This window comes from Mesorhizobium sp. M7A.F.Ca.US.008.03.1.1, assembly GCF_003997495.1.
Taxonomy (GTDB): Bacteria; Pseudomonadota; Alphaproteobacteria; order Rhizobiales; family Rhizobiaceae; genus Mesorhizobium.
On the sequence record NZ_RZRU01000007.1, the window covers coordinates 191,721 to 216,012 of the forward strand.

The 24,292-nt window shown below is 62.0% G+C and carries 24 protein-coding genes; 15 read left to right on the forward strand and 9 right to left on the reverse strand.

Annotation, left to right across the window (positions count from 1 at the left end; all coding sequences use genetic code 11):
- Positions 1–65: 65 nt before the first annotated feature.
- Positions 66–965: a LysR substrate-binding domain-containing protein gene (locus tag EOA16_RS12130; protein ID WP_127258212.1), complete on the forward strand. Its 900-nt coding sequence runs from the start codon at positions 66–68 to the stop codon at positions 963–965.
- A 246-nt stretch (positions 966–1,211) separates the two neighbouring features.
- Here EOA16_RS12130 and rpsI read toward each other — a convergent pair whose 3' ends face one another.
- The 3 genes from rpsI to EOA16_RS12145 all read right to left on the reverse strand — a co-directional run bounded on the left by rpsI (position 1,212) and on the right by EOA16_RS12145 (position 2,841).
- The gene (gene rpsI, locus EOA16_RS12135; RefSeq protein ID WP_023810272.1) at positions 1,212–1,694 is read right to left on the reverse strand and encodes a 30S ribosomal protein S9; all 483 of its coding nucleotides are present in this window, start codon (positions 1,692–1,694) and stop codon (positions 1,212–1,214) included.
- 1 nt (position 1,695) lies between these two features.
- Positions 1,696–2,160, reverse strand: a complete 465-nt coding sequence (gene rplM, locus EOA16_RS12140; protein ID WP_013532205.1) for a 50S ribosomal protein L13 — start codon at positions 2,158–2,160, stop codon at positions 1,696–1,698.
- A gap of 216 nt (positions 2,161–2,376) precedes the next feature.
- The gene (locus EOA16_RS12145) at positions 2,377–2,841 is read right to left on the reverse strand and encodes a PaaI family thioesterase (RefSeq protein WP_127258214.1); all 465 of its coding nucleotides are present in this window, start codon (positions 2,839–2,841) and stop codon (positions 2,377–2,379) included.
- Between the two features lie 151 nt (positions 2,842–2,992).
- Between EOA16_RS12145 and EOA16_RS12150 the strand changes: the two genes are divergently transcribed.
- The 6 genes from EOA16_RS12150 (at position 2,993) to EOA16_RS12175 (ending at position 7,417) form a co-directional block, all read left to right on the forward strand.
- On the forward strand, positions 2,993–3,814 hold the full coding sequence (locus EOA16_RS12150) for an enoyl-CoA hydratase (protein ID WP_127258215.1): 822 nt from the start codon (positions 2,993–2,995) through the stop codon (positions 3,812–3,814).
- Positions 3,815–3,824: 10 nt separating this feature from the next.
- A complete protein-coding gene (locus EOA16_RS12155) occupies positions 3,825–4,247 on the forward strand; it encodes a VOC family protein (RefSeq protein ID WP_127258217.1) in 423 nt (140 codons plus the stop codon).
- A gap of 13 nt (positions 4,248–4,260) precedes the next feature.
- Positions 4,261–5,037 (forward strand): AAA family ATPase, encoded by a 777-nt coding sequence (locus EOA16_RS12160; RefSeq protein WP_127258218.1) that lies wholly within the window; start codon positions 4,261–4,263, stop codon positions 5,035–5,037.
- Positions 5,034–5,555 (forward strand): CoA-binding protein, encoded by a 522-nt coding sequence (locus EOA16_RS12165; protein ID WP_127258220.1) that lies wholly within the window; start codon positions 5,034–5,036, stop codon positions 5,553–5,555. The genes EOA16_RS12160 and EOA16_RS12165 overlap by 4 nt, the downstream gene beginning before the upstream one ends.
- A gap of 224 nt (positions 5,556–5,779) precedes the next feature.
- Entirely contained in the window at positions 5,780–7,060 is a 1,281-nt protein-coding gene (locus EOA16_RS12170) for an O-acetylhomoserine aminocarboxypropyltransferase (protein ID WP_127258221.1), read from the forward strand.
- 6 nt (positions 7,061–7,066) lie between these two features.
- Positions 7,067–7,417, forward strand: coding sequence for a cupin domain-containing protein (locus EOA16_RS12175; protein ID WP_127258223.1), 351 nt, complete (start codon positions 7,067–7,069; stop codon positions 7,415–7,417).
- Between the two features lie 62 nt (positions 7,418–7,479).
- Here the strand turns inward: EOA16_RS12175 and EOA16_RS12180 are convergent, their stop codons facing one another.
- Positions 7,480–8,730, reverse strand: a complete 1,251-nt coding sequence (locus EOA16_RS12180) for a cytochrome P450 (RefSeq protein ID WP_127258359.1) — start codon at positions 8,728–8,730, stop codon at positions 7,480–7,482.
- Positions 8,731–8,833: 103 nt separating this feature from the next.
- On the opposite strand from EOA16_RS12180, the gene EOA16_RS12185 reads away from it, so the two are divergent.
- A complete protein-coding gene (locus EOA16_RS12185; protein ID WP_127258225.1) occupies positions 8,834–9,916 on the forward strand; it encodes an FAD-dependent oxidoreductase in 1,083 nt (360 codons plus the stop codon).
- A gap of 40 nt (positions 9,917–9,956) precedes the next feature.
- Here EOA16_RS12185 and EOA16_RS12190 read toward each other — a convergent pair whose 3' ends face one another.
- Positions 9,957–10,547 (reverse strand): hypothetical protein, encoded by a 591-nt coding sequence (locus EOA16_RS12190; protein WP_127258226.1) that lies wholly within the window; start codon positions 10,545–10,547, stop codon positions 9,957–9,959.
- Positions 10,548–10,886: 339 nt separating this feature from the next.
- On the opposite strand from EOA16_RS12190, the gene EOA16_RS12195 reads away from it, so the two are divergent.
- From EOA16_RS12195 to hupB, 4 genes are all read left to right on the forward strand, one after another.
- Entirely contained in the window at positions 10,887–11,516 is a 630-nt protein-coding gene (locus EOA16_RS12195) for an ATP-dependent Clp protease proteolytic subunit (protein WP_127258227.1), read from the forward strand.
- Positions 11,517–11,813: 297 nt separating this feature from the next.
- Entirely contained in the window at positions 11,814–13,088 is a 1,275-nt protein-coding gene (clpX, locus tag EOA16_RS12200) for an ATP-dependent Clp protease ATP-binding subunit ClpX (protein WP_023759839.1), read from the forward strand.
- Positions 13,089–13,395: 307 nt separating this feature from the next.
- Entirely contained in the window at positions 13,396–15,807 is a 2,412-nt protein-coding gene (gene lon / locus EOA16_RS12205; protein WP_127258228.1) for an endopeptidase La, read from the forward strand.
- 297 nt (positions 15,808–16,104) lie between these two features.
- Positions 16,105–16,377 carry a DNA-binding protein HupB gene (gene hupB / locus EOA16_RS12210; protein ID WP_023810287.1) on the forward strand — a complete coding sequence of 91 codons (273 nt, stop codon included), beginning with the start codon at positions 16,105–16,107 and terminating at the stop codon, positions 16,375–16,377.
- A 137-nt stretch (positions 16,378–16,514) separates the two neighbouring features.
- Here hupB and EOA16_RS12215 read toward each other — a convergent pair whose 3' ends face one another.
- Positions 16,515–17,537 (reverse strand): aldo/keto reductase, encoded by a 1,023-nt coding sequence (locus EOA16_RS12215; RefSeq protein ID WP_127258230.1) that lies wholly within the window; start codon positions 17,535–17,537, stop codon positions 16,515–16,517.
- 177 nt (positions 17,538–17,714) lie between these two features.
- On the opposite strand from EOA16_RS12215, the gene EOA16_RS12220 reads away from it, so the two are divergent.
- Together EOA16_RS12220 and EOA16_RS12225 are read left to right on the forward strand one after the other, a co-directional pair.
- On the forward strand, positions 17,715–18,281 hold the full coding sequence (locus EOA16_RS12220) for an SIS domain-containing protein (protein ID WP_127258361.1): 567 nt from the start codon (positions 17,715–17,717) through the stop codon (positions 18,279–18,281).
- Between the two features lie 3 nt (positions 18,282–18,284).
- A complete protein-coding gene (locus EOA16_RS12225; protein WP_127258231.1) occupies positions 18,285–19,028 on the forward strand; it encodes a creatininase family protein in 744 nt (247 codons plus the stop codon).
- Positions 19,029–19,084: 56 nt separating this feature from the next.
- Here EOA16_RS12225 and EOA16_RS12230 read toward each other — a convergent pair whose 3' ends face one another.
- The 3 genes from EOA16_RS12230 to EOA16_RS12240 form a co-directional block, all read right to left on the reverse strand.
- Entirely contained in the window at positions 19,085–20,002 is a 918-nt protein-coding gene (locus tag EOA16_RS12230; protein ID WP_126069360.1) for a carbohydrate ABC transporter permease, read from the reverse strand.
- A 45-nt stretch (positions 20,003–20,047) separates the two neighbouring features.
- On the reverse strand, positions 20,048–21,169 hold the full coding sequence (locus EOA16_RS12235; protein WP_127258233.1) for a sugar ABC transporter permease: 1,122 nt from the start codon (positions 21,167–21,169) through the stop codon (positions 20,048–20,050).
- 89 nt (positions 21,170–21,258) lie between these two features.
- Entirely contained in the window at positions 21,259–22,923 is a 1,665-nt protein-coding gene (locus tag EOA16_RS12240) for a sugar ABC transporter substrate-binding protein (RefSeq protein WP_127258235.1), read from the reverse strand.
- Positions 22,924–23,212: 289 nt separating this feature from the next.
- Here EOA16_RS12240 and ugpC point away from each other — a divergent pair, with 289 nt between their 5' ends.
- Positions 23,213–24,271 (forward strand): sn-glycerol-3-phosphate ABC transporter ATP-binding protein UgpC, encoded by a 1,059-nt coding sequence (ugpC, locus tag EOA16_RS12245; RefSeq protein WP_127258236.1) that lies wholly within the window; start codon positions 23,213–23,215, stop codon positions 24,269–24,271.
- The last annotated feature ends 21 nt before the right edge of the window (positions 24,272–24,292 follow it).

Here is a 24,292-nt window from a genome sequence, read left to right on the forward strand (position 1 = left end):
ATAGGCGCTGCCCAACCTCGTGATAATCCGGTACAATCCACACAGGCCGTGCGGAATAGCGAACAATGATGGACCTCAGTGATCTGAACGCTTTCGTGGCAGTGGCGCGCGCCGGCGGCTTTCGCGATGGCGCGCGTGCCAGTGGCGGCAGCGCTTCGGGCTTGAGCGAGGCGGTGCGTCGCCTCGAGGCACAGCTTGGTGTCAGGTTGTTCAATCGCACGACGCGCAGCGTTGTTCCGACCGAGGCGGGCCTTAGCCTTCTGGAGCGGCTCGGCCCGGCGCTGTCGGAGGTGGAGGCGGCGCTGGACGTGGTGAACGGCTTTCGCGACAGGCCGGCGGGCTCGTTGCGTCTCAATGTGCCGGTTAGTGCTGCTCGGCTGATATTGCCCGACATCGTCCCGGGTTTCCTGGCCGCTTATCCCGGTATCAGGCTGGAGGTGATCGCCGACGAGAACTTCGTCGACGTGCTGGCGGCCGGCTGCGATGCGGGCATCCGCTACGACGAACGGCTGGAACAGGACATGATCGCAGTGCCGATCGGACCGCGCGTGCAGCATTTCGCCGCCGCCGCCAGCCCTGCCTATCTTGCTCGCCATGGGCGCCCGGAACACCCGAGCGACCTGCTTGGCCATTCCTGCGTGCGCGGACGCTTTGCCAGCGGTGCGATGCTGCCATGGGAATTCGAGCGCGACGGCGAGGTGGTGCGGGTCGATCCGACGGGGCCATTGATCGTGCGGATCGGCGGTGCAACCGATCTAGCCGTCGACGCGGCCATCGCCGGCACCGGCATCATCGGCCTCTTCGAGGGCTGGCTTCGCCCTTACTTCGACAGCGGTGCGCTTGAGCCGGTGCTCGAACCGTGGTGGCAGAGTTTTCCCGGACCGTTTCTCTATTATCCCGGCCGGCGCCTGGTTCCGGCCCCGCTGCGGGCGTTCATCGACTATATCAAGGGCGGCAAGGCCTGACCTGTTTTATGCCGGCGCCATCCCGGCGCTGCGCGCCGACCTCCCATCAAGGGGAGGTAGGGCGCCGCGCTCTTCGTTCTGGCGCCTGCCGATTTTGCCGATATCTCGGCAAGCGGAATTGCCGCGCTCTTCTACCTCCCCTCGATGGAGAGGTCGCGCCGCAGGCGCGGGTGGGGTGACTGCCGAGACCTAAACGAAAAAAGGCCGCCCGGAGGCGGCCTTCGATTGTCTGAAGCTGCGAAGTGCTTAGCGCTTCGAGAACTGGAACGAACGACGGGCCTTCGCCTTGCCGTACTTCTTGCGCTCGACGACGCGGCTGTCGCGGGTCAGGAAGCCACCCTTCTTGAGCACGGCGCGCAGCGTCGGCTCGTAGTAGGTCAGCGCCTTGGAGATGCCGTGACGCACGGCGCCCGCCTGGCCGGAGAGACCGCCGCCGACGACTGTCGCGACGATGTCGTACTGGCCGGCGCGGTTGGAGGCGATGATCGGCTGGTTGAGGATCATCTGCAGGACCGGACGCGCGAAATAGGTCGCGAATTCCTTGTCGTTGACGATGATCTTGCCGGAACCCGGCTTCACCCAGACACGCGCAATGGCGTTCTTGCGCTTGCCGGTGGCATAGGCGCGGCCCGACTTGTCGAGCTTCTGGACGTGGACGGGGGCTGCCGGCTGGGTATTGGTGTTGCCGGTGGCGGCGCCCAGTTCTGCGAGCGAGGAAAGCTCAGCCATCTTATGCGACCTTCTTGTTCTTGGCGTTCAGCTTGGCCACGTCGAGCACGACGGGCTGCTGGGCGACATGCGGATGCTCGGCGCCTGCGTAGACGCGCAGGTTCTTCATCTGGCGACGGCCGAGCGGACCACGCGGGACCATGCGCTCAACGGCCTTCTCGACGACACGCTCGGGGAAACGACCCTCGAGCAGCTGGCGCGCGGTGCGCTCCTTGATGCCGCCTGGGTGGCCGGTGTGCCAGTAATAGACCTTGTCGGTGAACTTCTTGCCGGTGAACACCACCTTGTCGGCATTGATGACAATAACGTTGTCGCCGTCGTCGACATGCGGGGTGAAGGTCGGCTTGTGCTTGCCGCGAAGATGATTGGCGATGACAGTGGCCAGACGACCGACGACGAGACCTTCGGCGTCGATCAGGATCCACTTCTTCACCACATCCGCAGGCTTCTGCGAAAAGGTTGTCATGTTTTCTGCTCTCGGTTCTGACCTTCATAAGAGAAGGCGTTTCTTGTTGCTTGGATTGGCGAAAGGCGCTTGCCCGCCGCCAATAACAAAACGGCGGCCTTTGCGGGCCGCTGCTTCGTGAGGGGCTTATAGGGGAGGGTGGTGATCGCGTCAAGGCGAACGAAAAGTCGGACATCAGGTAAAATGTAGCAAAAACAATAAGTTGAACAAAAGGTATTATTTTACCACATCGCCATTCCGCTTAGGTGGGATCGAATAGGTGCCGGTGGCGTGCGCCACCGTGTGTCCGCCCGGGCCGGCGACGATGTCGATGTCGAACACCATCAGGCTCTTCCCCAGCTTCAGGATGCGGCAATGGCCGTCGATCGGTCCGGCCTCGGCCTTGCGGACGAAATTGATGTCGAGGTTGACGGTGACGGAAAGGGCATCCGGCCCGGCATGACTGAGCACACAGACATAACCGCCGATGTCGGCCAGCGTGAACAGCGACGGGCCGGATACGGTGCCGCCGGGACGCAGGTGCCGCTCGCCGGCATTGAGCCGCACGGTACAGCCGCCAGGGAACACATCGATCGCCTCGTAATATTTGAACTGTTCGTTGAGCTGCGGGTAGACGGTTTCCATCAGCGCATTGACTTGTTGCGCGGTCAGCACCGGCTTCAAATTGGTCTGGGCGGGCATGTCGGTCTCACGTTTTGTGCGTAGCTGTATGGGCGCAGCGCGGCATTTCTGACAACCTTCGTCCCTTGGCGCAAGCAATGGGTGTTGGACGAAACCTGATCCGGTATTAGATACTCTGGCAGCCCCGAGCGGAATCGCGGAGACCTTATCCATGGCCGAAATCCTTGCCATCAAGCCTGCCGCCGTTGAGGGGCCGGTTGTTGCACAACTGGACAAGGGCGTGCTGCGCCTCACACTCGCCAATCCGCCCGCCAACGCCCTGTCGCTGGCGGTAATGGCGGCGCTGACGACGGAATTCGAGCGCGCCAAGACCAACAAGGCCGTTCGCGTCATCATTTTGTCGGCGGCCGGAAAAGTGTTCTGCGCCGGCCACGATCTCAAGGAAATGACCGCGCGCCGCACTGACGCCGATCATGGCAAGGCCTTCTTCGCAGAGACGTTTGCTGCTTGTGCGACGCTGATGCAGGCGATCGTGCGCCATCCCGTGCCTGTCATCGCGGAAGTTGACGGCCTCGCCACCGCCGCCGGGCTGCAACTGGTCGCCAGCTGCGATTTAGCGATCGCTTCGCATGAGGCGACTTTCTGCACGCCGGGCGTCAACATCGGCCTGTTCTGCTCGACGCCGATGGTGGCGTTGTCGCGCAATGTCTCGCGCAAGCATGCCATGGAGATGCTGCTGACCGGAGAGACGATCGATGCGGCGACCGCCAAGGAGTTCGGCCTGGTCAACCGCGTCGTGCCGCGCGAATATCTGAATCAGATCGTCACCAAATACGCGCAAACCATTGCTTCCAAATCATCTTTGGTGATCAAGACGGGCAAGGAAGCCTTTTACGCGCAGGCCGAGATGGGGCTGGCGGACGCCTACGCCTATACCGGCCGGATCATGGTCGAAAACATGCTGGCGCGTGACGCCGAGGAAGGCATCGGCGCCTTCATCGGCAAGCGCAAGCCGGAATGGACGGAGGAATAGGAGCAGCACCATGGAGCCGCGCATCTCCATCATCACGATCGCGACTGACGATCTCGACCGCGCGGTGCGTTTCTATGAGGCGATGGGCTTGAAGCGGCATGCCGGCATTACCGAAGGTGTCGCCTTCTTCCAGATGGGCGGCGTCATTCTGGGCCTGTTCCCGCGCGCCAGCGCCGAAGAGGATTCCGGCATCGCCTTCGCCGCGGCGCCATCGGCGGTCTCCCTCGCCTACAACACTCGCTCCGACGCCGAAGTCGACGACGTGCTCGCCAGGGCGGAAAAAGCCGGCGGCCGGATCGTCAAGCCGGCCGGCCGCGCCTTCTGGGGTGGCTGGTACGGCTATTTTGCCGATGCCGACGGACATGTCTGGGAAGTGGCGCACAATCCGGCCTTTCCGATCGCGGAAGACGGCACGATTTCACTGCCCAAATGATGCGAACCGGCTGATGGCCCATCGCAAGCAGCTGACGCGGCTAAAGGCTCCCTACCTAAAGCGCATCCTGCTCGCCGCCGAGCGGGTCGAGGATTGGGAAAAGTATCCATGGAACCTGCCGCTGTTTCGCGGCCACGAGTTCGAACTCGAATTCACCACGCCGATCACCATCATTGTCGGTGAGAACGGCACCGGCAAATCGACGCTGCTCGAGGCGATAGGCGCATTGGCCGGCTATGATGAGGCCGGCGGCGGCAAGGGATATAGGCCGGTCGACCATTCCGGCGCCGTCGACAAAAGTGGTGCAGCACTTGCAGACACATTCCGTGGCCACTGGCTGCCGAAAGTCACCGCCGGCTGGTTCTTTCGCGCCGAATCCTTCTACTCCGTGGCTCGCTATCTCGATCGGGCGGCGCTGGAGTCTGGCGAGGCACCGCCGGACTTCCTGTCCTGGTCGCATGGCGAAGGTTTTATCCGCTTTTTCGAGGAGCGCTGCCGCAGGCAAGGCATCTACATCCTCGACGAGCCCGAGAGCGCGCTTTCGCCGTCGCGTCAGATCGAGCTGCTCAAGATGCTGCGGCGCATGAACCAGTCAGGCACCGCGCAAGTGATCATGGCAACGCATTCGCCGCTGCTGATGGCTTGTCCAGGCGCGCGGCTGTTCCGCATCAGCCGGTTCGGGCTCGAGCCCGCGGACTTTCGCGACACGGACCACTTCCGCATGCTGCGCGATTTCAGCAATGACCCGGATGGCTTTCTCGACGAGGCGTTGTATGAGGACGAGGCATGAACCACGATAGCTACGACAACACCTACATCGCCGGCATCCTCAATTCGGTGAAGACCATCGCCATGGTCGGCGCATCCGCCAATGATGTGCGGCCAAGCTATTTCGTGCTGAAATATCTGCTGGCCAAGGGGTTTTCGGTGTTCCCGATCAACCCTGGCCAGGCCGGCAAGGAGAATATCGGCCGGATGACTTATGCGAGGCTCGCCGATATTCCAGAGCCGATCGACATGGTTGACATTTTTCGCGCGCCGGCGGCTGTGCCTGGCATCGTCGACGAGGCGTTGCGGCTCGATCCCTTGCCGAAAGTCATCTGGATGCAGCTCGGAGTGCGCCATGACGAGACCGCCGCGCGCGCCGAGGCTGCCGGCATCAAGGTGGTGATGAACCGCTGCCCCAAGATCGAATATGGCAAGCTGTCCGGAGAGATCGGCTGGACCGGCGTCAATTCCGGCGTGCTGTCTTCGAAGAAGCCGCTGATGCGGTCGGGATTCCAGAGTTTCGGCGTGCGCCAGAAATAGTGCGCGTCGCTCAAAAGTGCGCGGCGGTTTTGGGATAACGACGTGCACCAAAAGCAAGGCCTGATGCGCAATGCGCCTTGGCGCAAAATTATTCCTCAGGTCAGCGCATTTTCTACGGCCTCGGCCGCAGATCATTCGCCGAAGGGCATTTTCTTCTTTGCATTCCCGCTCGGGCTTCGCCAAGAATGCCCGGCCATTTCAAGAATTTCAAAAGGGAGGTTTCGATGACCCGCACGCCCGGTTTCAATACGCTCGCCGTCCATGCCGGCGCCAAGCCAGACCCGGCGACCGGCGCGCGCGCCACGCCAATCTATCAGACCACCTCCTTCGTCTTCGATGATGCCGACCATGCCGCCTCGCTGTTCGGGCTGAAGGCCTTCGGTAACATCTACACCCGCATCATGAACCCGACCCAGGCGGTGCTGGAAGAACGCATGGCGGCCCTCGAAGGCGGCACGGCGGCCCTCGCGGTCGCCTCCGGCCATGCAGCGCAGGTGATCGTGTTCCACAATCTGATGCAGCCGGGCGACAATTTCGTCGCCGCCAACAAGCTTTACGGCGGTTCGATCAACCAGTTCGGCCATGCCTTCAAGAATTATGGCTGGGAGGTGCGCTGGGCCGACACATACGACATCTCGACTTTCGAAAGCCAGATCGACGACAGGACCAAGGCGATCTTCATCGAGAGCCTCGCCAATCCGGGCGGCACCTTCGTCGATATCGAGAAGATCGGCGACATCGCGCGCAGGCACGGCCTGCCGCTGATCGTCGACAACACGCTTGCCTCGCCCTACCTGATCCGGCCGATCGAGCATGGCGCCGACATCGTCGTGCATTCGCTGACCAAGTTCATCGGCGGCCATGGCAATTCGATCGGCGGCGCCATCGTCGATGGCGGCACCTTCGACTGGTCGAAGTCGGGCAAATACCCGATGCTGTCGGAACCGCGTCCCGAATATGGCGGTCTCGTCCTGCACGAAACCTTCGGCAATTTCGCCTTCGCCATCGCCGCGCGCGTGCTCGGCCTGCGCGATCTCGGCCCGGCGATCTCGCCGTTCAACGCCTTCCTCATCCTGACCGGCCTGGAAACCTTGCCGCTGCGCATGCAGCGCCACTGCGACAACGCCGTGACGGTCGCTGCCTGGCTGTCCAACCACCCGAAGGTCGCGTCGGTGAACTACCCCGGCCTGCCCAGCGACAAGAACAACGCGCTGCAGAAGAAGTACTCACCGCTTGGCGCCGGCGCCGTGTTCACCTTCGCTCTCAAGGGCGGCTACGACGCCGGCGTCAAATTCGTCGAGGCGCTCGAATTGTTCTCGCACCTCGCCAATGTCGGCGACACCAAGTCGCTGGTCATCCACCCTGCTTCGACCACGCACCGCCAGCTTTCCGACGAGCAGAAGGTCAAGGCCGGCGCAGGACCGGACACGGTGCGGCTTTCGATCGGCATCGAGGACGTCAACGACATCGTCGCCGACCTCGAACAGGCGCTTGCCAAGGTCTGACCGATCATGAGCGAGTCAAAATTCCTTGCCATCGGCGTCGACACTGTCGACGCCGAACAGGGCGCGCCGGCGCCGGACCGGCTGATCTCGGGCGATCCCAAATTCCGCACCTGGAATGTCGAGGAGCGCGACGGCGGCCTCTACGCCGGCATCTGGGAATCGACCCCGGGCAAATGGCGCATCGTCTATGACGAGTGGGAATTCTGCCACATCCTGTCCGGCGTTTCGGTGATCGCGGAGGACGGCGGGCAAGCGCGCACCGTTCGGGCCGGCGACAGTTTCGTGCTGAGGCCCGGCTTCAAAGGCAGCTGGGAAGTGCTTGAAACGACTCGCAAGGAGTATGTGATCAAGCTCTGATCACTTCCCCGGAAACTGGCTGAGCAGGCTGTCCTGGAAGGTCAAGACCAACCCGCGCTTCGTCAAAAGCCAACGGCGAGCGTTTCCAGCCCATGGAAGTGGTAAGTGTCGCGGAAGCTTGGCCTTTCGGCAAGATGCAGCTTCGGGTGCCGTTCGAACAAGGCTTTCAGCGACACCTGCAATTCGAGCCGGGCGAGCGGCGCGCCGATGCAGAAATGGATGCCGGCACCGAAGGACACGTTCTTCTGGTCCGAACGGCCGGGCCGGAAGGCGAGGGGATCGGCGAAGGCGCGTGGGTCGTGATTGGCCATGCCCAGCAGCAACCCGATCGTCTGGCCCGGCTGCACGACGATACCGGGCGCGACCTCGACCTCCTGATAGGCATAGCGCGCGAACATGTGCAGCGGCGCGTCGAAGCGCAGGCATTCCTCGACCGTTGCCGCGGTCGCCTCGGGCGAACCGAAGAAGCGACTGACGTCGCCGCCTTGCATAAGGATCGAGCGGACGGCATTGCCGGTCTGATGCACGGTCGCTTCGTGGCCGGCATTGAGCAGCAGGATCGCCGAGGACACCATCTCGTCCTCCGATAACCTCTCACCGTCCTCCTGCGCCGAGATCAGCAGCGACAACAGGTCGTCGCCGGGATTCCTGCGCCGCTCGATGACGTGGCCCCGGAGGAAATCCGCAAATTCGCGGGCGGCGCGGTTGGCCGTCTCTTCGATCGCGCGTGTGCGGCCATGCATGTACATGGCAACCATCTGGTGCGACCAGTCGAGCAGTTGCGGCCCCATTTCGACCGGCACGCCGAGCATTTCGGCAATGATGGTGATCGGCAAGGGTGCCGCGAAATCAGGCAACAGGTCGACCGTCTTGCCCGGTTCGAAACGGTCGATCAACTCGTTGGCCAAGACCTCGACACGCGGCCGCAGCCGTTCGACCTGGCGCGAGACGAAGGCTCGGTTGACCAGTGTTCTCAGCCGCGTGTGCACCGGCGGCTCCAGTTCCAGCATCGAATTGGCTTCGACGCCGTCGAAAGCGCTGAGATGGCTGCGGTCCTGACCGATGCCGCGACTGTCTGGAATGCCGGCCGGGTTCTGGCGACCGAAGCGGCGGTCGCGCAGCAGCCGGTTGACGTCGTCAAAGCCGCCAAAGCACCAGAAGCCGAATTCTTCCCAGAAGAATGCATTCGATACGCCGTGCAGGAAAGCATAGGCGTCATAAGGGTTTTGAAAAAAAGCCGGCTCGTGCGGATCAAGCCGCAGATGTCGAGTGGCTGGATCAAAGGCCAGGGCGGGAGGCGTCAATTTGCTCATGCCAGACCAATAGCGCGGCTTGCCAGCCTGGTTCCAGACCGTATGTTGGCGCCCGCAATCGAATATGTTGAGCCAGCCGACCGGCTGCGGAAAGTCTGATTTGATGAAGGTGATCATTGTCGGTGCGGGTATTGCTGGTCTCTCGACGGCGTGGTCGCTGGTCAAGGCGGGTCACAGCGTTTCGATCGTCGAGCAGGGGCTGATCCCGAACCCGCTGGCCGCGTCGGGCGACCATCATCGCATCATCCGCCGCGCCTACCGAGCGGGGACCGGCTATGGCCGGCTGATCACCGAAGCCTACCAGGCCTGGGACGAGATGTGGGCCGATCTCGGCGAAAGCCATCTCGATGCGCGCGGATTTGTCTGCATTTCGCGCGAGCCGGGCGACGAGGCCGAGGAATATCGGGAGGGCCTGGAAGAAGGCAATTTTCCGTTCGAGTTGCTGGAGCCGGACGCAGCCGTGAAGCGCTGGCCGTTTCTTGAATCCGGTTCGTTCCGCTATGCCTATTTTTCGACCGAAGGCGGCGCGCTGCATTGCCGCAAGATCGCCTCCGGCCTGGCAAAGTGGCTGCGCGTCAACGGCGCCAATGTCTACGAACACAGCAGGGTCACCGTGATCGACGCCGAAGCCGGTCATATCGTGCTCGAAAGCGGCGAGACCATGCAGGCCGACCGCATCGTCGTCGCCGCCGGTGCCTGGGTGCTGAAACTGTTCCCGGAGCTGGACAGCGAACTGAAGACCTATCGAACAGCACTCGCCTATGTCGAACCGCCGGCCGACCTCGAGGCCGCCTGGCAGGCTTCACCGGTTGTCCTCGATATCGGCGGCGCGGTCGACGGCTATGTGATCCCGCCCTCGGGCGGCGCCGGCATGAAATTCGGTTCGGGGCTGCACAGGGTGCCGACCAGCGACGCCGACTGGAACCGTGAGCCGGTGGCCGGCGAGGGCGAGGCGATCCGCAACCTGTTCTCGCCGCCGATCGCCCGGATCGAGGAATACAGGGTGACCGAGGTCGTCACCTGCGCCTACACCTTCACATCAGACGAAAAATTCATGGCGCATGAAAAGGGCAAGTGCCTGATCGTCTCGGCCTGTTCGGGCCATGGCTACAAGTTCGGCGCGGCGGTCGGCAGGCGCGTTGCGGCGGCGGTAGGCGACGGCGACATCGCCGGCCTGAAGACATAGCTGCGGGCGGAAGTGGCCTCAACGCCCGCTGAAGCTTGACCTAATCCTGGCAATGCCTGGGAATATGCACGCGTCGCCAGCCCGATGAGCCTTCTCGGACCAGCACGCGGCGCGCGACGGTCTGGTAGGAGGCGGGGACATCGATGATGCGCCTTTGCTCCGGCTGCACCAGCACTTCCTCGGCGATGCTGTCGTACTGTGCCGGGATGACGACACGGCGCGTGCGTTCGGGCTGGATCACCACGGTTTTGGCGACACGTTCGTAGCGCGTCTTGTGCCAGACCTTGCACAGCACCTTGCGGCCATGGATGGCGCGCCATTCCCAGGAATAGCCGCCGCCATCGACCCGGACCATGCTGTAGACGGTGCGGGTGACGGCCGGCACGATCTGGTAGGTCACTTGCGCCGGAACGGTCATCACGACGCGCTCGCGCGTGCCATAGATAGGGGGGATATAGTCGACCTGCTGACCGGGAGGACTGATCATCACGTCTTCATAGACCGTGTCGTACACGGCCGGACTGCGGACCGGTTCATAGCATTCGACGGCTTGGCCGCCGGCCGCTGTCTGCGAAATCGTGCCGAGCATGGTCAGCCCGGCAATGGTGAAGCATGCGGTTTTCCCGGACATGACACTCCCCGTGTTGAACTCCACGCATAAGTTCAACGTTGAATTGTAGAGGAAGCCGTTTCGGAGAAAAGCGGTTTCGGCGCATTTCGTTAAGTGACGCGGTTAAGAAACTGCTACCTTTGCGAGACCGGCCATGCGGCTCCAGACCCGCGGAAGCATCCGTCGGCCCGAATCCTTGGTCAGAAAGCTTGATTCGACTTACCCAGATGGCTAGGAGGGGTCGGCCTTGCACAAGGATGAGCCGGCATCCTATTTACGGAATAACGATCCAGAACCGATTCTGCCCGATCTGCCAGCATTCCCGGCGCCGGAATCCCACCGCGAGATAAGAGACAACTGATGAAGAACCCCGTCGAAACCTACATGAACCTCGTTCCGATGGTGGTCGAACAGACCAATCGCGGCGAGCGGGCCTACGACATTTTCTCGCGCCTCCTCAAGGAGCGCATCATTTTCATCACCGGTCCGGTCGAGGACGGCATGGCGACGCTGGTCTGCGCGCAGCTTTTGTTCCTCGAAGCCGAGAATCCGAAGAAAGAGATCAACCTCTATATCAATTCTCCGGGCGGCGTCGTCACCTCGGGCATGGCGATCTACGACACCATGCAGTTCATCAAGCCGGCCGTGTCGACGCTTTGCATCGGCCAGGCGGCTTCGATGGGCTCGCTGCTTCTGACCGCCGGTCACAAGGATATGCGCTTTGCCACGCCGAACGCCCGCATCATGGTTCACCAGCCTTCCGGCGGCTTCCAGGGCCAGGCGTCCGACATCGAGCGCCACGCCATGGATATCGTCAAGCTGAAGCGTCGCCTCAACGAGGTCTACGTCAAGCACACCGGCAAGAGCTACGAAGAGATCGAGAAGACGCTCGACCGCGACCATTTCATGACTGCCGACGAAGCCAGGGATTTCGGCCTCATCGACAAGGTCATTTCGTCGCGCGAGCCGCCTGAAGGCGCTGTGGCATAAGGGCTTATTGGCAGTTGGATGGCGGCATCACGCGCTTTTGGTGTGTCTTGCGGCATTTCGGCCACAATTGGCTGTTCCCTCGGGGGACAGGATTGCCTACGTTAAGGCTATGTTGAGTTTCGGCGGCTTAGCTTTATGCGGGGTTGTCGCGAATCATTGCCACGTTTTCTGATTTGTGTTTCGTACGGAATGCGTTGCGGGAGCCGGGACACACTGGCGGCGGCGGATTCCCGCGATAGATAGAGTATGCGCCCTTTCAGCCAGACCATCGGCGGGCGGCCATGAAAGGACATGAAAATGAGCAAGGTCGGCAACAACAGCGGCGATTCCAAGAACACGCTTTACTGCTCGTTTTGCGGCAAAAGCCAGCACGAGGTGCGCAAGCTGATCGCCGGTCCGACGGTCTTCATCTGCGACGAGTGCGTCGAGCTCTGCATGGACATCATCCGTGAGGAGAACAAGACCTCGATGGTGAAGTCACGCGAAGGCGTGCCGACACCGCAGGAGATCCTCAAGGTTCTCGACGACTATGTGATCGGCCAGCCCTACGCCAAGCGCGTGCTGTCGGTGGCGGTCCACAACCACTACAAGCGCCTCGCGCACGCCGGCAAGAACAACGATGTCGAACTGGCGAAGTCCAACATCCTTTTGATCGGCCCGACCGGTTGCGGCAAGACGCTGCTCGCGCAGACGCTGGCCCGCATCATCGACGTGCCCTTCACCATGGCTGACGCGACGACGCTGACCGAAGCCGGTTATGTCGGCGAGGACGTCGAGAACATCATCCTGAAGCTGTTGCAATCGGCCGACTACAATGTCGAGCGGGCCCAGCGTGGCATCGTCTACATCGACGAAATCGACAAGATTTCGCGCAAGTCCGACAATCCCTCGATCACCCGCGACGTGTCGGGCGAGGGCGTGCAGCAGGCGCTCCTGAAGATCATGGAAGGCACCGTCGCCTCCGTGCCCCCGCAGGGCGGCAGGAAGCATCCACAGCAGGAGTTCCTGCAGGTCGACACCGCCAACATCCTGTTCATCTGCGGCGGCGCCTTCGCCGGGCTGGACAAGATCATCTCGGATCGCGGCCGCAAGACCTCGATCGGCTTCGGCGCCATCGTCGCTTCGCCGGAGGATCGCCGCACTGGCGATGTTTTCCGCCTGGTCGAGCCCGAGGATCTGTTGAAGTTCGGTCTTATCCCCGAATTTGTCGGCCGTCTGCCGGTCTTGGCGACGCTGGAAGACCTTGACGAACCGGCGCTGATCCAGATCCTGACCGAGCCGAAGAACGCGCTGGTCAAGCAGTATCAGCGGCTGTTCGAGATGGAGAATGTCGACCTGACCTTCCACGAGAACGCTCTTTCGGCGATCGCCAAGCGCGCCATCGAGCGCAAGACCGGCGCGCGCGGCCTGCGTTCGATCATGGAGGCGATCCTGCTCGACACGATGTTCGAGCTTCCCGCACTCGAAGGCGTGCGCGAAGTGGTGATTTCGGAGGAGGTGGTGACCGGCAGTGCCCGGCCGCTCTACATCTACTCCGAGCAGAAGGAAAAGAAGGGCAATGTCAGCGCCTGACATGAGCCCGCAGCGAAATTCTGAAACGGCGCCGCAAGGCGCCGTTTTGCTGTCGCACAGCGGTTTTACGCGGCGTATGGGCTTGGCGTCGCAAATGTGTCACTCGCGGACGGGTTGGACGTGCGGATTTGGACACGCCCCTTGATCTTTGGGGGTTGTGCATCCAACTAACTGGAGAAGGCCGAGGTGCCCGATTTCTGTGCTGTAAAACTCCCGTCACAAACGGTGGTAGGCGGAACGATCCCCGGTCGTTAATATAAGATTCGCGGTTGGCTCAATTAGCGGCCGCGACATGAAAGGTTGGACAATGGCCAAAGTATCCAAGGCACCCAGCGACGGCGTCTTCGCAGTTCTCCCACTGCGCGACATCGTGGTGTTCCCGCACATGATCGTTCCGCTCTTCGTTGGGCGTGAGAAGTCGATCAAGGCGCTGGAAGAGGTGATGGGTCAGGAAAAGCAGATCCTGCTTGCCACCCAGATGAATGCCGCCGACGACGATCCCGAGCCCGATGCCATCTTCGACATCGGCACGCTCGCCAATGTGCTGCAATTGCTCAAGCTGCCCGACGGCACCGTCAAGGTTCTGGTCGAAGGCGCTTCGCGTGCGAAGATCGTCTCGTTCACCGATCGTCCCGACTTCCACGAGGCCCGCGCCGCGGCGCTGGTCGAGCCCGAAGAGGAAGAGGTCGAGGTTGAGGCGCTGGCGCGTTCGGTCGTCACCGACTTCGAGAACTACGTCAAGCTGAACAAGAAGATCTCGCCCGAAGTGGTGGGTGCTGCCAGCCAGATCGACGACTATTCCAAGCTCGCCGACACGGTTGCCTCGCATCTCGCCATCAAGATCCCTGAAAAGCAGGAAATGCTGGCCACGCTCTCGGTCAAGGAGCGGCTGGAAAAGGCTATGGGCTTCATGGAAGCCGAAATCTCCGTCCTGCAGGTGGAGAAGCGCATCCGCTCGCGCGTCAAGCGCCAGATGGAGAAGACGCAGCGCGAATACTACCTCAACGAGCAGATGAAGGCGATTCAGAAGGAACTCGGCGAAGGCGAGGACGGCCGTGACGAGGCCGCCGAGATCGAGGCGCGCATCAAGAAGACCAAGCTCTCCAAGGAGGCCCGCGAAAAGGCGGAAGCCGAGTTGAAGAAGCTCCGGACGATGTCGCCGATGTCGGCTGAATCGACCGTCGTGCGCAACTATCTCGACTGGATCCTGTCTATCCCGTGGGGCAAGAACTCCAAGGTCAAGCAGGACCTGGCTTTCGCGCAGAACGTGCTCGACACCGATCATTTCGGCCTCGACAAGGTCAAGGAGCGCATCGTCGAGTATCTCGCCGTGCAAAGCCGCCAGAAGAAGCTGAAGGGGCCGATCCTGTGCCTCGTCGGCCCTCCCGGCGTAGGCAAGACCTCGCTCGGCAAGTCGATCGCCAAGGCGACCGGTCGCGAATTCATCCGCATGGCGCTTGGCGGCGTGCGTGACGAGGCCGAGATCCGTGGCCACCGGCGGACCTATATCGGCTCGATGCCCGGCAAGGTCATCCAGTCGATGAAGAAAGCCAAGAAGTCCAACCCGCTTTTCCTGCTCGACGAGATCGACAAGATGGGCCAGGACTTCCGTGGCGATCCGTCATCGGCATTGCTTGAGGTTCTCGACCCGGAACAGAACTCGACGTTCATGGACCATTACCTCGAGGTCGAATACGACCTGTCGAGCGTGATGTTCGTGACGACGGCGAACACGCTGAACATCCCGGCGCCCTTGATGGACCGCATGGAGATCATCCGTATCGCCGGCTACACCGAGGACGAGAAGATCGAGATCGCCAAGCGGCACCTGATGCCGAAGGTGATCCGCGATCACGCCCTGCAGCCGAAGGAGTTTTCCGTCGGTGAGGACGCGATCCGCGCCATCGTCCAGACCTACACCCGTGAAGCGGGCGTCAGGAGCCTGGAGCGCGAGCTGATGAAGCTCGGGCGCAAGGCGGTGACCGAGATCCTAAAGACGAAGAAGAAGACGGTGAGCATCACGGCGGAGAACCTCTCCGATTACCTTGGTGTCCAGCGCTTCCGCTTCGGCCAGGTCGAGGCTGACGATCAGGTCGGTGTCGTCACAGGTCTTGCCTGGACGGAAGTCGGCGGCGAACTGCTGACGGTCGAAGGCGTAATGATGCCCGGCAAGGGCCGCATGACGGTGACAGGCAATCTGCGCGACGTGATGAAGGAATCGATTTCGGCGGCGGCCTCCTATGTCCGCTCGCGCGCCGTCGATTTCGGCATCGAGCCGCCGCTGTTCGACAAGCGCGACATCCACGTGCACTTGCCGGAAGGCGCCACGCCGAAGGACGGCCCGTCGGCAGGTGCTGCCATGGCGACAGCCATTGTGTCGGTGCTGACGGGTATTCCGGTCCGGGCGGATGTGGCGATGACCGGCGAGATAACGCTTCGCGGCCGCATCCTGCCGATCGGCGGGCTCAAGGAGAAGCTGCTCGCCGCACTGCGCGGCGGCATCAAGAAGGTGCTGATCCCGGAAGACAATGCCAAGGACCTGGCGGAGATTCCGGACAATGTGAAGAACGGCATGGAGATCATTCCGGTCTCACGTGTCGGCGAGGTGTTGCGCCACGCGCTGGTGCGTATGCCGGAGCCGATCGAATGGGTCGAACCGGTCAATCCGCCGGCCACGACAGACAGTGCCGACGACGCTGGAAAGTCCCTGGCGCATTAGAGCGCCAGGCGTCCATCTGGACGCACAAATGACGTTCTAACGCTCAGACTTGCGCATGGCCCCTGCCGAAAACCAGCTACGGTTTTCGGGCCATGCGTTGGTTTTCGTCAAGGTTGCAGCGCACAAACGGAGAGCCGGGCCTAGCGCCCGGCTTTTTCATGTGAAAAACCCAGCGTTTCCGGGCTTTTTCCGCTTTTTTCCTGCCTTTTCGACTTGGTTGCGGCAACGCTTCTTTCTAAAGTCCGTTTCCTGCCGGATGAGTCGTTAGTTCCGGTGTTCTCATGGAAGGGAATTTTTATGAACAAGAACGAACTGGTGTCCGCTGTCGCCGACGCCGCGAGCATTTCGAAGGGTGACGCGCAGTCGGCGGTCGATGCGGTATTTTCCACCATCACCGGCGAACTGAAGAAAGGCGGCGATGTCCGGCTTGTCGGCTTTGGCAATTTCACCGTGTCAAAGCGTGCCGCCTCGACCGGCCGCAATCCTCAGACCGGCGCCGAAGTGAAGATCCCGGCGCGTACCGTGCCGAAGTTCTCGGCCGGCAAAGGCCTCAAGGACGCAGTCAACTAAGCGTTTTTTCTTTTCAGAGACCAGAAAAGCCGGGCTTGCCCGGCTTTTCATTTTTATGCCCACCGCAGGCACATGCGACCAGAAAAGCCGGGCTTGCCCGGCTTTTCATTTTTGTGCCTGACGCGATGGCGGCCGGCTTATGCGGTCGGCGCTTCAGGGCGCATAAGACCTTGCTTCTTGAGGTCGGCCCAAAGCGCTGCGGGCAGTTTCGCATCGAGCAGCGAGCGATTGCTCTCGACCTCGCTCGGCCGCTGGCCACCGGGGATCACCGAGACGACCGAGGGATGCAGCAGCGGGAATTGCAGGGCGGCCTCGATCAGCCTGACACCATGACGCTTGCAGACGTTTTCGATCCCGGCGACCCGGTCGAGGATGTCCTCCGGCGCTTCGGAGTAGTTGTAGTAGGCGCCGGGCTTCGGTCCGGTCGCCAGGATGCCGGAGTTGTAGGGTCCGCCGAGAACGATGCCGATGCCGCGTGCCTGGCAGAGAGGCAGGAACGACGTCAGCGCCTCCTGTTCCAGGAGCGTATAGCGCCCTGCCAGCAGGAACAGGTCGAAGTCGCCGCGCTCGGCCAGCGTCTGCGCGACCTGCCACTCATTGATGCCGCCACCGAACGCCTTGATGACGCCCTGGTCGCGCAGCGAAAGCAAGCCGTAGTAGCCCGAGCGCATGAACTCCTCGATGCGCCGGTCGGAGGCTTCCTTGCTGCCGTGCGTGAAGATGTCGACATCGTGCACGAAGAGGATGTCGATCCGGTCGACGCCGAGGCGCTCAAGCGAGGCTTCGAACGAGCGCATGACACCGTCATAGCTGTAGTCGTACACCTCGCGGCGTGATGGCGTGTCGAAGAACTTGCCAATGCCGGTGCGCTCTTCGGGCGGGCAGGCGCGCATGATGCGGCCGACCTTGCTCGACAGCACATAGTCGTCGCGCTTCTTGCCGCGCAGGAACGGGTTGAGCCGCGTTTCCGACAGGCCGAGCCCATAGAGCGGCGCGGTGTCGTAGTAGCGGCAGCCGGTCGCCCAGGCGGCCTCCAGCGTGGCGTTGGCGTCCTCGTCGGAGACGGCACGGTAGAGGTTGCCGAGCGGCGCCGTGCCGAAGCCGAGCTCGGTGAAACTGATGCCGCCATTGCCGATGCGGTCGAAATGCCGTGTCTTCATATGCTGCCGTTTGCCTCGCTTGATTTGTCTGACATGACACTACCACGCCTGTGATCAGGCAAAAGCATAGCTGCGCGTTGGACACGCATTTTCGCGGTTGCTAGCATGAACGAAATCGAGCTGTTTGTGGCAGCAAGAGCGGCAAATACCAGGGTGATTTTCAATGGCAGGTTTGCGGTGAGCGACAAGAGCAAAAGCCTGTTCGAGACCGCGCTTGAGGAGCTGGGTGGCGTGCTGGCACGCATCGACGAAAGCCGGATCGACGCCGCCTGCAAAATGCTGGCCGGCGTGCGACAGATCGTCGTCTATGGCTGCGGCCGCGAGGCCTTGCAGGTCAAGGGGTTTGCCATGCGGCTCTACCATTTGGGCCTGCCGGTTTCCGTGGTCGGCGACATGAACACGCCGCCGCTGGGGCAGGGCGATGTCTTCCTGGTCAGTTCCGGGCCGGGAGAGACCTCGACCGTGCTGACCCTGATGCAGGTCGCGCGCCAAGCAGGTGCAACCAATCTCCTGCTGACCGCCCAGGCCGAAGGCAGCGCGGCAAGGCTTGCCGACTTCACCCTGCTCATTCCTGCGCAGACCATGGCCAACGATCAGGGGGCGCAAAAAACATCGGTGCTGCCGATGGGCTCGGTGTTCGAAGGCGCGCTGTTCCTGCTGTTCGAGGTGATGGTGCTGAAGCTCAGGGAATTGATTGGCGCGTCGCCCGAAGCGATGCGCGCCCGCCACACCAACCTGGAATAGATCATGCGCTACGAACTGATGCTGCCACACCAGATCCGCAGGGCGATCGCCGAGAATTGGCCGGTCGTTCTGCCGCTCGGCGTGCTCGAATACCATGGTGAGCACATGGCCGTCGGCATGGACACGCTGGCCGTCATCAAGTCGCTGGAGCTGTTCGAAAAGGAGAAGGACGTCGTCATCCTGCCACCCTTCTACTACGGTGCGGCGAGCTATGCGGTGGCGCCGCCGGAGGGCAGCGGCTCGGTGCAGGTCGGCGGCACTGCACTGGCGCCGTTCGGTGAGGAGCTGTTCTACAGCCTGCTGCGCATCGGCTTTCGCAACATCCACGCCATCATCCACCATCAGACCGAGAACTTTGTCGCCGGCATGCCGACCGATCTGGCGTTCAAGACCGCCGGCCGCCAGGCGATCTTTCGCTTCCTCGAAAAGGAGCGCGGCGAGGGCTGGTGGGGCTCGCAGGCGATGGCGGACTATTATTCAGGGCATGCTGCGGGTGAAAACTTCTTCAACTGGGTGCAGGTTCATCCGCTGATGTCGGCTGACATGAACGGCAAGTACCCGTTCGACCATGCCGGCATCGGCGAGACCTCGCTGATGCTGGCGCTATGCCCGGAGGCTGTCGATGCTGCGCACTTCGACGACAACAAGAGCTGGTATACGGCGAGCGCCACGGATGCTTCGGCGGAACTCGGAGAAAAGGGCGTGGCCATGATCCTTGATCATCTGCGGATGATTCTAAGGGCCTAGCTAGCGGGGTTCTTCCTTCTCCCGCAACACAAGGGGGAGAAGCGAAGGCCGCCCTGCTACTTCACCGCTCCCGCGGTCATGCCCATGATCAGATAGCGCTCCAACGCGATGCCGATGACGGCGAGCGGCGCGATGGCCGCCGTGGCGAGCGCTGCCATCGACCACCAGTTGATGCCTTGCGAGCCGGTCTGGCTCGCCACCATGACGGGGATCGTCTTGGCGTCGGTCGAGGTCAAAAGGGCGGCGAAGAAATACTCGTTCCAGCACAGCACCATCGCCAGGATGAAGGCGGCGACCATGCCCGGCAGCGCGATCGGCATGACGATGCGGAAGAAGGCGCCCCAGATCGACAGCCCGTCGACAAGTGCGGCTTCCTCGAGCTCGACCGGGATCGAGTTGAACTGGTCGCGCATGATCCAGATGACGATCGGCAGCACCATTAGCGTGTAAAGCAGGATCAGTCCGATGCGCGTGTCGAGCAGGCCGACCTCGCGATAGAGCACCAGGAAGGGCAGGGCCAGCACCACCGGCGGCAGGATCAGCTGCGACAGGAAGAAGAACGAGATGTCCTCGTTCTTGAACCAGGCGAAATGATAGCGATAGCGGGTGAGCCCGTAGGCGGCGAGGCTGCCGATGACGATGGCGAGGCTCGACGCGCCGACCGAGGTGATCACCGAATTCATGAAGCGCTTGAGGAACTCCTCGCGCACCGTCGAGGTCTGGAAGATCGAGTCCGGCGACAGGCCGAGCGAGCGCCAGCCTTTCCAATCCGGCTGGAAGTCGACGAAGGGAATGAGATGGCCTTGCGTGACGTCGACCGCGGTCTTGAACGAGGTCGTGATCGTCCAATAGATCGGGAACAGGCAGATGAATGCCCAGAAGGCCAGCGCCCCGTAGATGAAGACGCGGCTGGCGAGGAAACTCGCCGGCGAGCGGATCTCCGAGGCGACATATTCGGTGGTCTGAACGCTCATCTTAGCTCAATTCACCCGATCTTGCTTCAATTGACCCATCCTGCTTCAATTCACATTGCGGACAAAACGATTGGCAAATTTCAACAGCCACGTGACGAAGACGACGATGATCACCAGATAGGCCATCGCCAGCATGGTTCCGTAGCCGACATTCGAGCGGTCGCGATATTCGCGGTAGATGAAGCTCGAAACGGAATCTGTAGCGCCGCCGGGCCCGCCGGACGTCACCGTAATGATGATGTCGGCAAGCTTCAGCTTGAAGATAATGCGCAGGATCACCGCCGTCACCGACACCGGCAGCATCAGCGGGAAAGTGACCTGCCAGAAGGTCTGCCACGCATTGGCGCCATCGACGCGTGCGGCTTCGAGCACCTCGCGCGACATCGCCTGCAGCCCGGCCAAGAGCATGATCATCATGAACGGAATGAAGGTCCAGGCATCCAGTATCATGATCGATATGCGCGCGATGATCGGGTCCGAGAAGAAGGCCGGATTTTCCCAGCCGAGATGGCGCGCCAGCGTTGCGGCCGGTCCGAACCTGTACTCCATCAGCGATTTGCCGATCATCCACGACACCGCGACCGGCGACAGCATCAGCGGCATCAGGAAGACGACGCGGAAGAATTTTCGCGCCCGGATCTGGGCGTTGAGGAGCAGCGCCAGGCCGAACGCGATGACATACTCGACCGCCACCGCGAGCACATAGAGCACCATGTTGAACAGCGCGTTGCGGTAGTAGGGATCGGCCAGCATCTGCCAGAAATTGTCGAGCCCGTTGAACTTGCGGCCGCTGAAGGAACTGAGGTTCCAGTCGGTGAGGGCGATGTAGAACCCGAAGAGCGTCGGGAAGATCACCATGGCGATGGTGAACAACAGCGCCGGCAGCAGGAACAGGGCACGCTGGCCGTCCTCGCCGCGCGTCAGCACCTGGCCGATGCCGATCGCCACGCCCCACAGCACATAGGCATAGACGACGGGGCGCCAGGTCTCGAAGCCGATCGTATCGGCGCTGCCCTTGTAGAGGATTTCCAGCACGATCGTGGCCAGCAGGCCGAGCGTCGCAACGGCCATCAGCGCCCATCCCAGGCGTTTGCGGCCTGGAGAGATCAGATCGGAAGGGCCGGCATCTGCCGGCCACTGGTTCGCGGTCGAAGTCTGGTCAGCCACAAATCTCGCCCGTTTGAAGGCTCTCGAGGAGCCGGAGCCGGTCTAAAGTGGTCCGGCGTTGCCGCCGGACCACGGGTTCATAGGCCAGCCTACATGCCGAGCGAAGCTTTGTAGAGCTTGATCTGGTTGTCGCGGCCGATCTGGTCGGTCAGCTTCTCCCAGGCCGCCGCAATGGCGTCGGCGCCTTCCTGCGCCTTCATCTTGCCGGCGAAAGTGTTGGCCAGGATGTCCTCGGCGGCGCTGTAGTACTGGAAGATGCCGGGGATGCGTGGCTCGATCGCCGCATTCGGATGGTTGTAGCTGTCGGCTTCCGACTTGAGATACGAGGTGATGAATGCCTCGTCGTAGCCGGCCGCCACCCACTCCGGAATGTCGAAATGGGAATTGCGGTACGGCTGGAAGCCCGACGGATACGCCGCGCACCAGAGCGAGAGGTCCTTGCCGCCAAGATGGGCGGCAGCGGACCAGGCTGCCTTTTTCTTCTTTTCGTCGCTGTCGACGCGGGCCATGACATAGACGCCCCAGCCGAGATAGGCGCAGTTCGGCGCATAGTTCGGGCCGCTGGCAAGCTTGTCCCACTTGCCTGTCTTGGAATTGTAGACATCGTCGGAGCCTGGCAGGATCGAGAAGCCGGTGACGTCCCCGACGACCGAGGAGTCGCTGGTCTTCGCATTCGAGCCAGCGTCTCCCCACCAAGCCAGCATCGAACCAGTGCCGCCCAGGAATTGCGAGAAACAGGTCTGGTTCGGGTCAGCGTTGATTTGATCTTGCGGTTCGAAAGGCAGCGCATCGATCACGTCCTGGATCGCCCGCACCCAGGCCGGGTTGTTGACGCGCGGTTTCATCGTATCCGGATCGAACAGCCACGCCTTGTCGTCGGGATGCTTGGCATAGGCGCTGGCGCGGCTGCCGAGGAAGTAGAAGCCGAAACCGCCCCAGGGCTTGGGCGCGTCGAGATAGCCATAAACGTCCTGGCCCTTCATCTGCTTGCCCTTGAGGAATTTGGTCACCGCCTGCACCTGCTGCCAGGTCTTCGGTACGCCCCATTCGCCCGCACCGCCGCCATCCTTCCACGCCTTGGCGAGGTCGGCATCGGCGAAGACGTCGGTGCGGTAGTTGAAGTTGTGCGCGTCGCCGTCGACGGTCACGCGATATTGCTTGCCGTTCCAGGTACCGACCGGAGGCTTCAGATAGGCCACCAGGTCGTCCATATCGATCTGTTTCCTGACCCAGTCGGGCATTTCGGAAGTCAGACCCTTGCCGCAAACGTCGCCTTCGAATGGCGCGCCCATCTCGACGATATCAAAGTCGATTGTGTTCGTGGCGATCGCCTGCTGCAGGCGCGGATTGTAGTCCGCCTGTGCAAGGTCGATCCAGTTGATCTTGGCGCCAGTATAGGCCTCCCACGGCTTCAGGAAGCCGCGGAACAGCACATTGTGCAGGTTCTGGTTGTTGAGACCCATGAAGGTCAGCTCGACGCCGGCGAATTCGCCTTCCTTCACGTTGGCCTTGGTCGCCTCGAGGCAGAGTTCACCGACCTTCTGGAAATCGGCGTCCGTCGGCTGGCCTTTGCCGACGCCGGGGATTTGCAGGATTTTTGTGCGCAGTTCGCTTGCCGCGGAGGCCGGGCGCGTCAAGGCGCCAAGTCCGGCGCCGGATGCGGCTGCGATCGCGGCCATGCTGGCCGCACCCTTCAATATGTCGCGCCTTGTGGCGCCGGCTCGAACCAGTTTGTCGTAAAGACCCGTTCTCATCGCCTATTCCTCCCAGAACATCAGTGTGAATAAATCGGCCAACTGTCGGACGCCAGAGCGCCAACGATGCTCCCGGTTCGGAAACGAATTAGGCAGGACCCCACCCTGCGTGGATTGAAGTTCCGATTGCGGATCGGGTACCGACATTTTGACCAGCGCCTGCCACTATTCTCACAACCAAACGCCGTGTCAACGAGAACGGGTTTTTATCTATAAGGGACCGACTTGCCCTGACAGGTCGCGTTGGTTAGCTTCTGCGCCTACGGCTAATGGAGCCGATGGGGGAGATATGGCGCAAGTCGCGATCAGCAAGGTGGCCAAGGCCTTTGGAACGGTCAAGGTTCTGCACGAAGTCAGCGTCGATATCGCCGACGGACAGTTCGTGGTGCTGGTTGGCCCTTCGGGTTGCGGCAAGTCCACGCTGCTGAGGATGGTGGCCGGGCTGGAGACCGTCTCCGCCGGCACGATCGCCATCGGCGACCGCGTCGTCAATCATCTGCCGCCGGCCAAGCGCGACATTGCCATGGTGTTCCAGAACTATGCGCTCTATCCGCACAAGACGGTCGAGCAGAACATGGCCTTCGCGCTCAAGCTGCGGAAAACCGATCCGGCCGTGGTCGCCGAGCGGGTCAAGCGCGCCGCCGACATCCTCGACCTCAATCCCTATCTGAAGCGCTATCCCCGCCAGCTTTCCGGCGGTCAGCGGCAGCGCGTGGCCATGGGCCGCGCCATCGTGCGCAATCCGCAGGTCTTCCTGTTCGACGAGCCGCTGTCCAATCTCGACGCCAAGCTGCGCGTGCAGATGCGCACCGAGATCAAGGAACTGCACCAGCGGCTGAAGACCACCACCATCTACGTCACCCACGACCAGATCGAGGCCATGACCATGGCCGACAAGATCGTCGTCATGCGCGACGGCCGCATCGAGCAGGTCGGCGCGCCGCTGGAACTGTTCGACCGCCCGGCCAATCTGTTTGTCGCCGGCTTCATCGGTTCGCCTTCGATGAACCTGCTCAAGGGCACCATGCGCAAAGGCGACAAGCCCGGTGTCGACATCGCGGGCACGCTGTTCCCGATCGCATCGGGCAATGCCGCGCAGGACGGTCAAGACGTTGTCTATGGCGTGCGACCGGAGCACCTCGAGATCCATCCCGACGGCGTGCCGGCGAAGATTTCGGTGGTCGAGCCGACCGGCTCGGAGACGCTGGTGTTCCTGCGCTTCGGCGAAGGCGAGATGGTGGCACTGTTTCGCGAGCGCCACGACTTCAAGCCGGGCGATACGCTGAAGCTGAAGCCAAGGCTCGACCAGATCCATCTTTTCGACGCAGAGACCGGCAAGCGTCTCTGATCCCAACCCGGCTTCACGAGG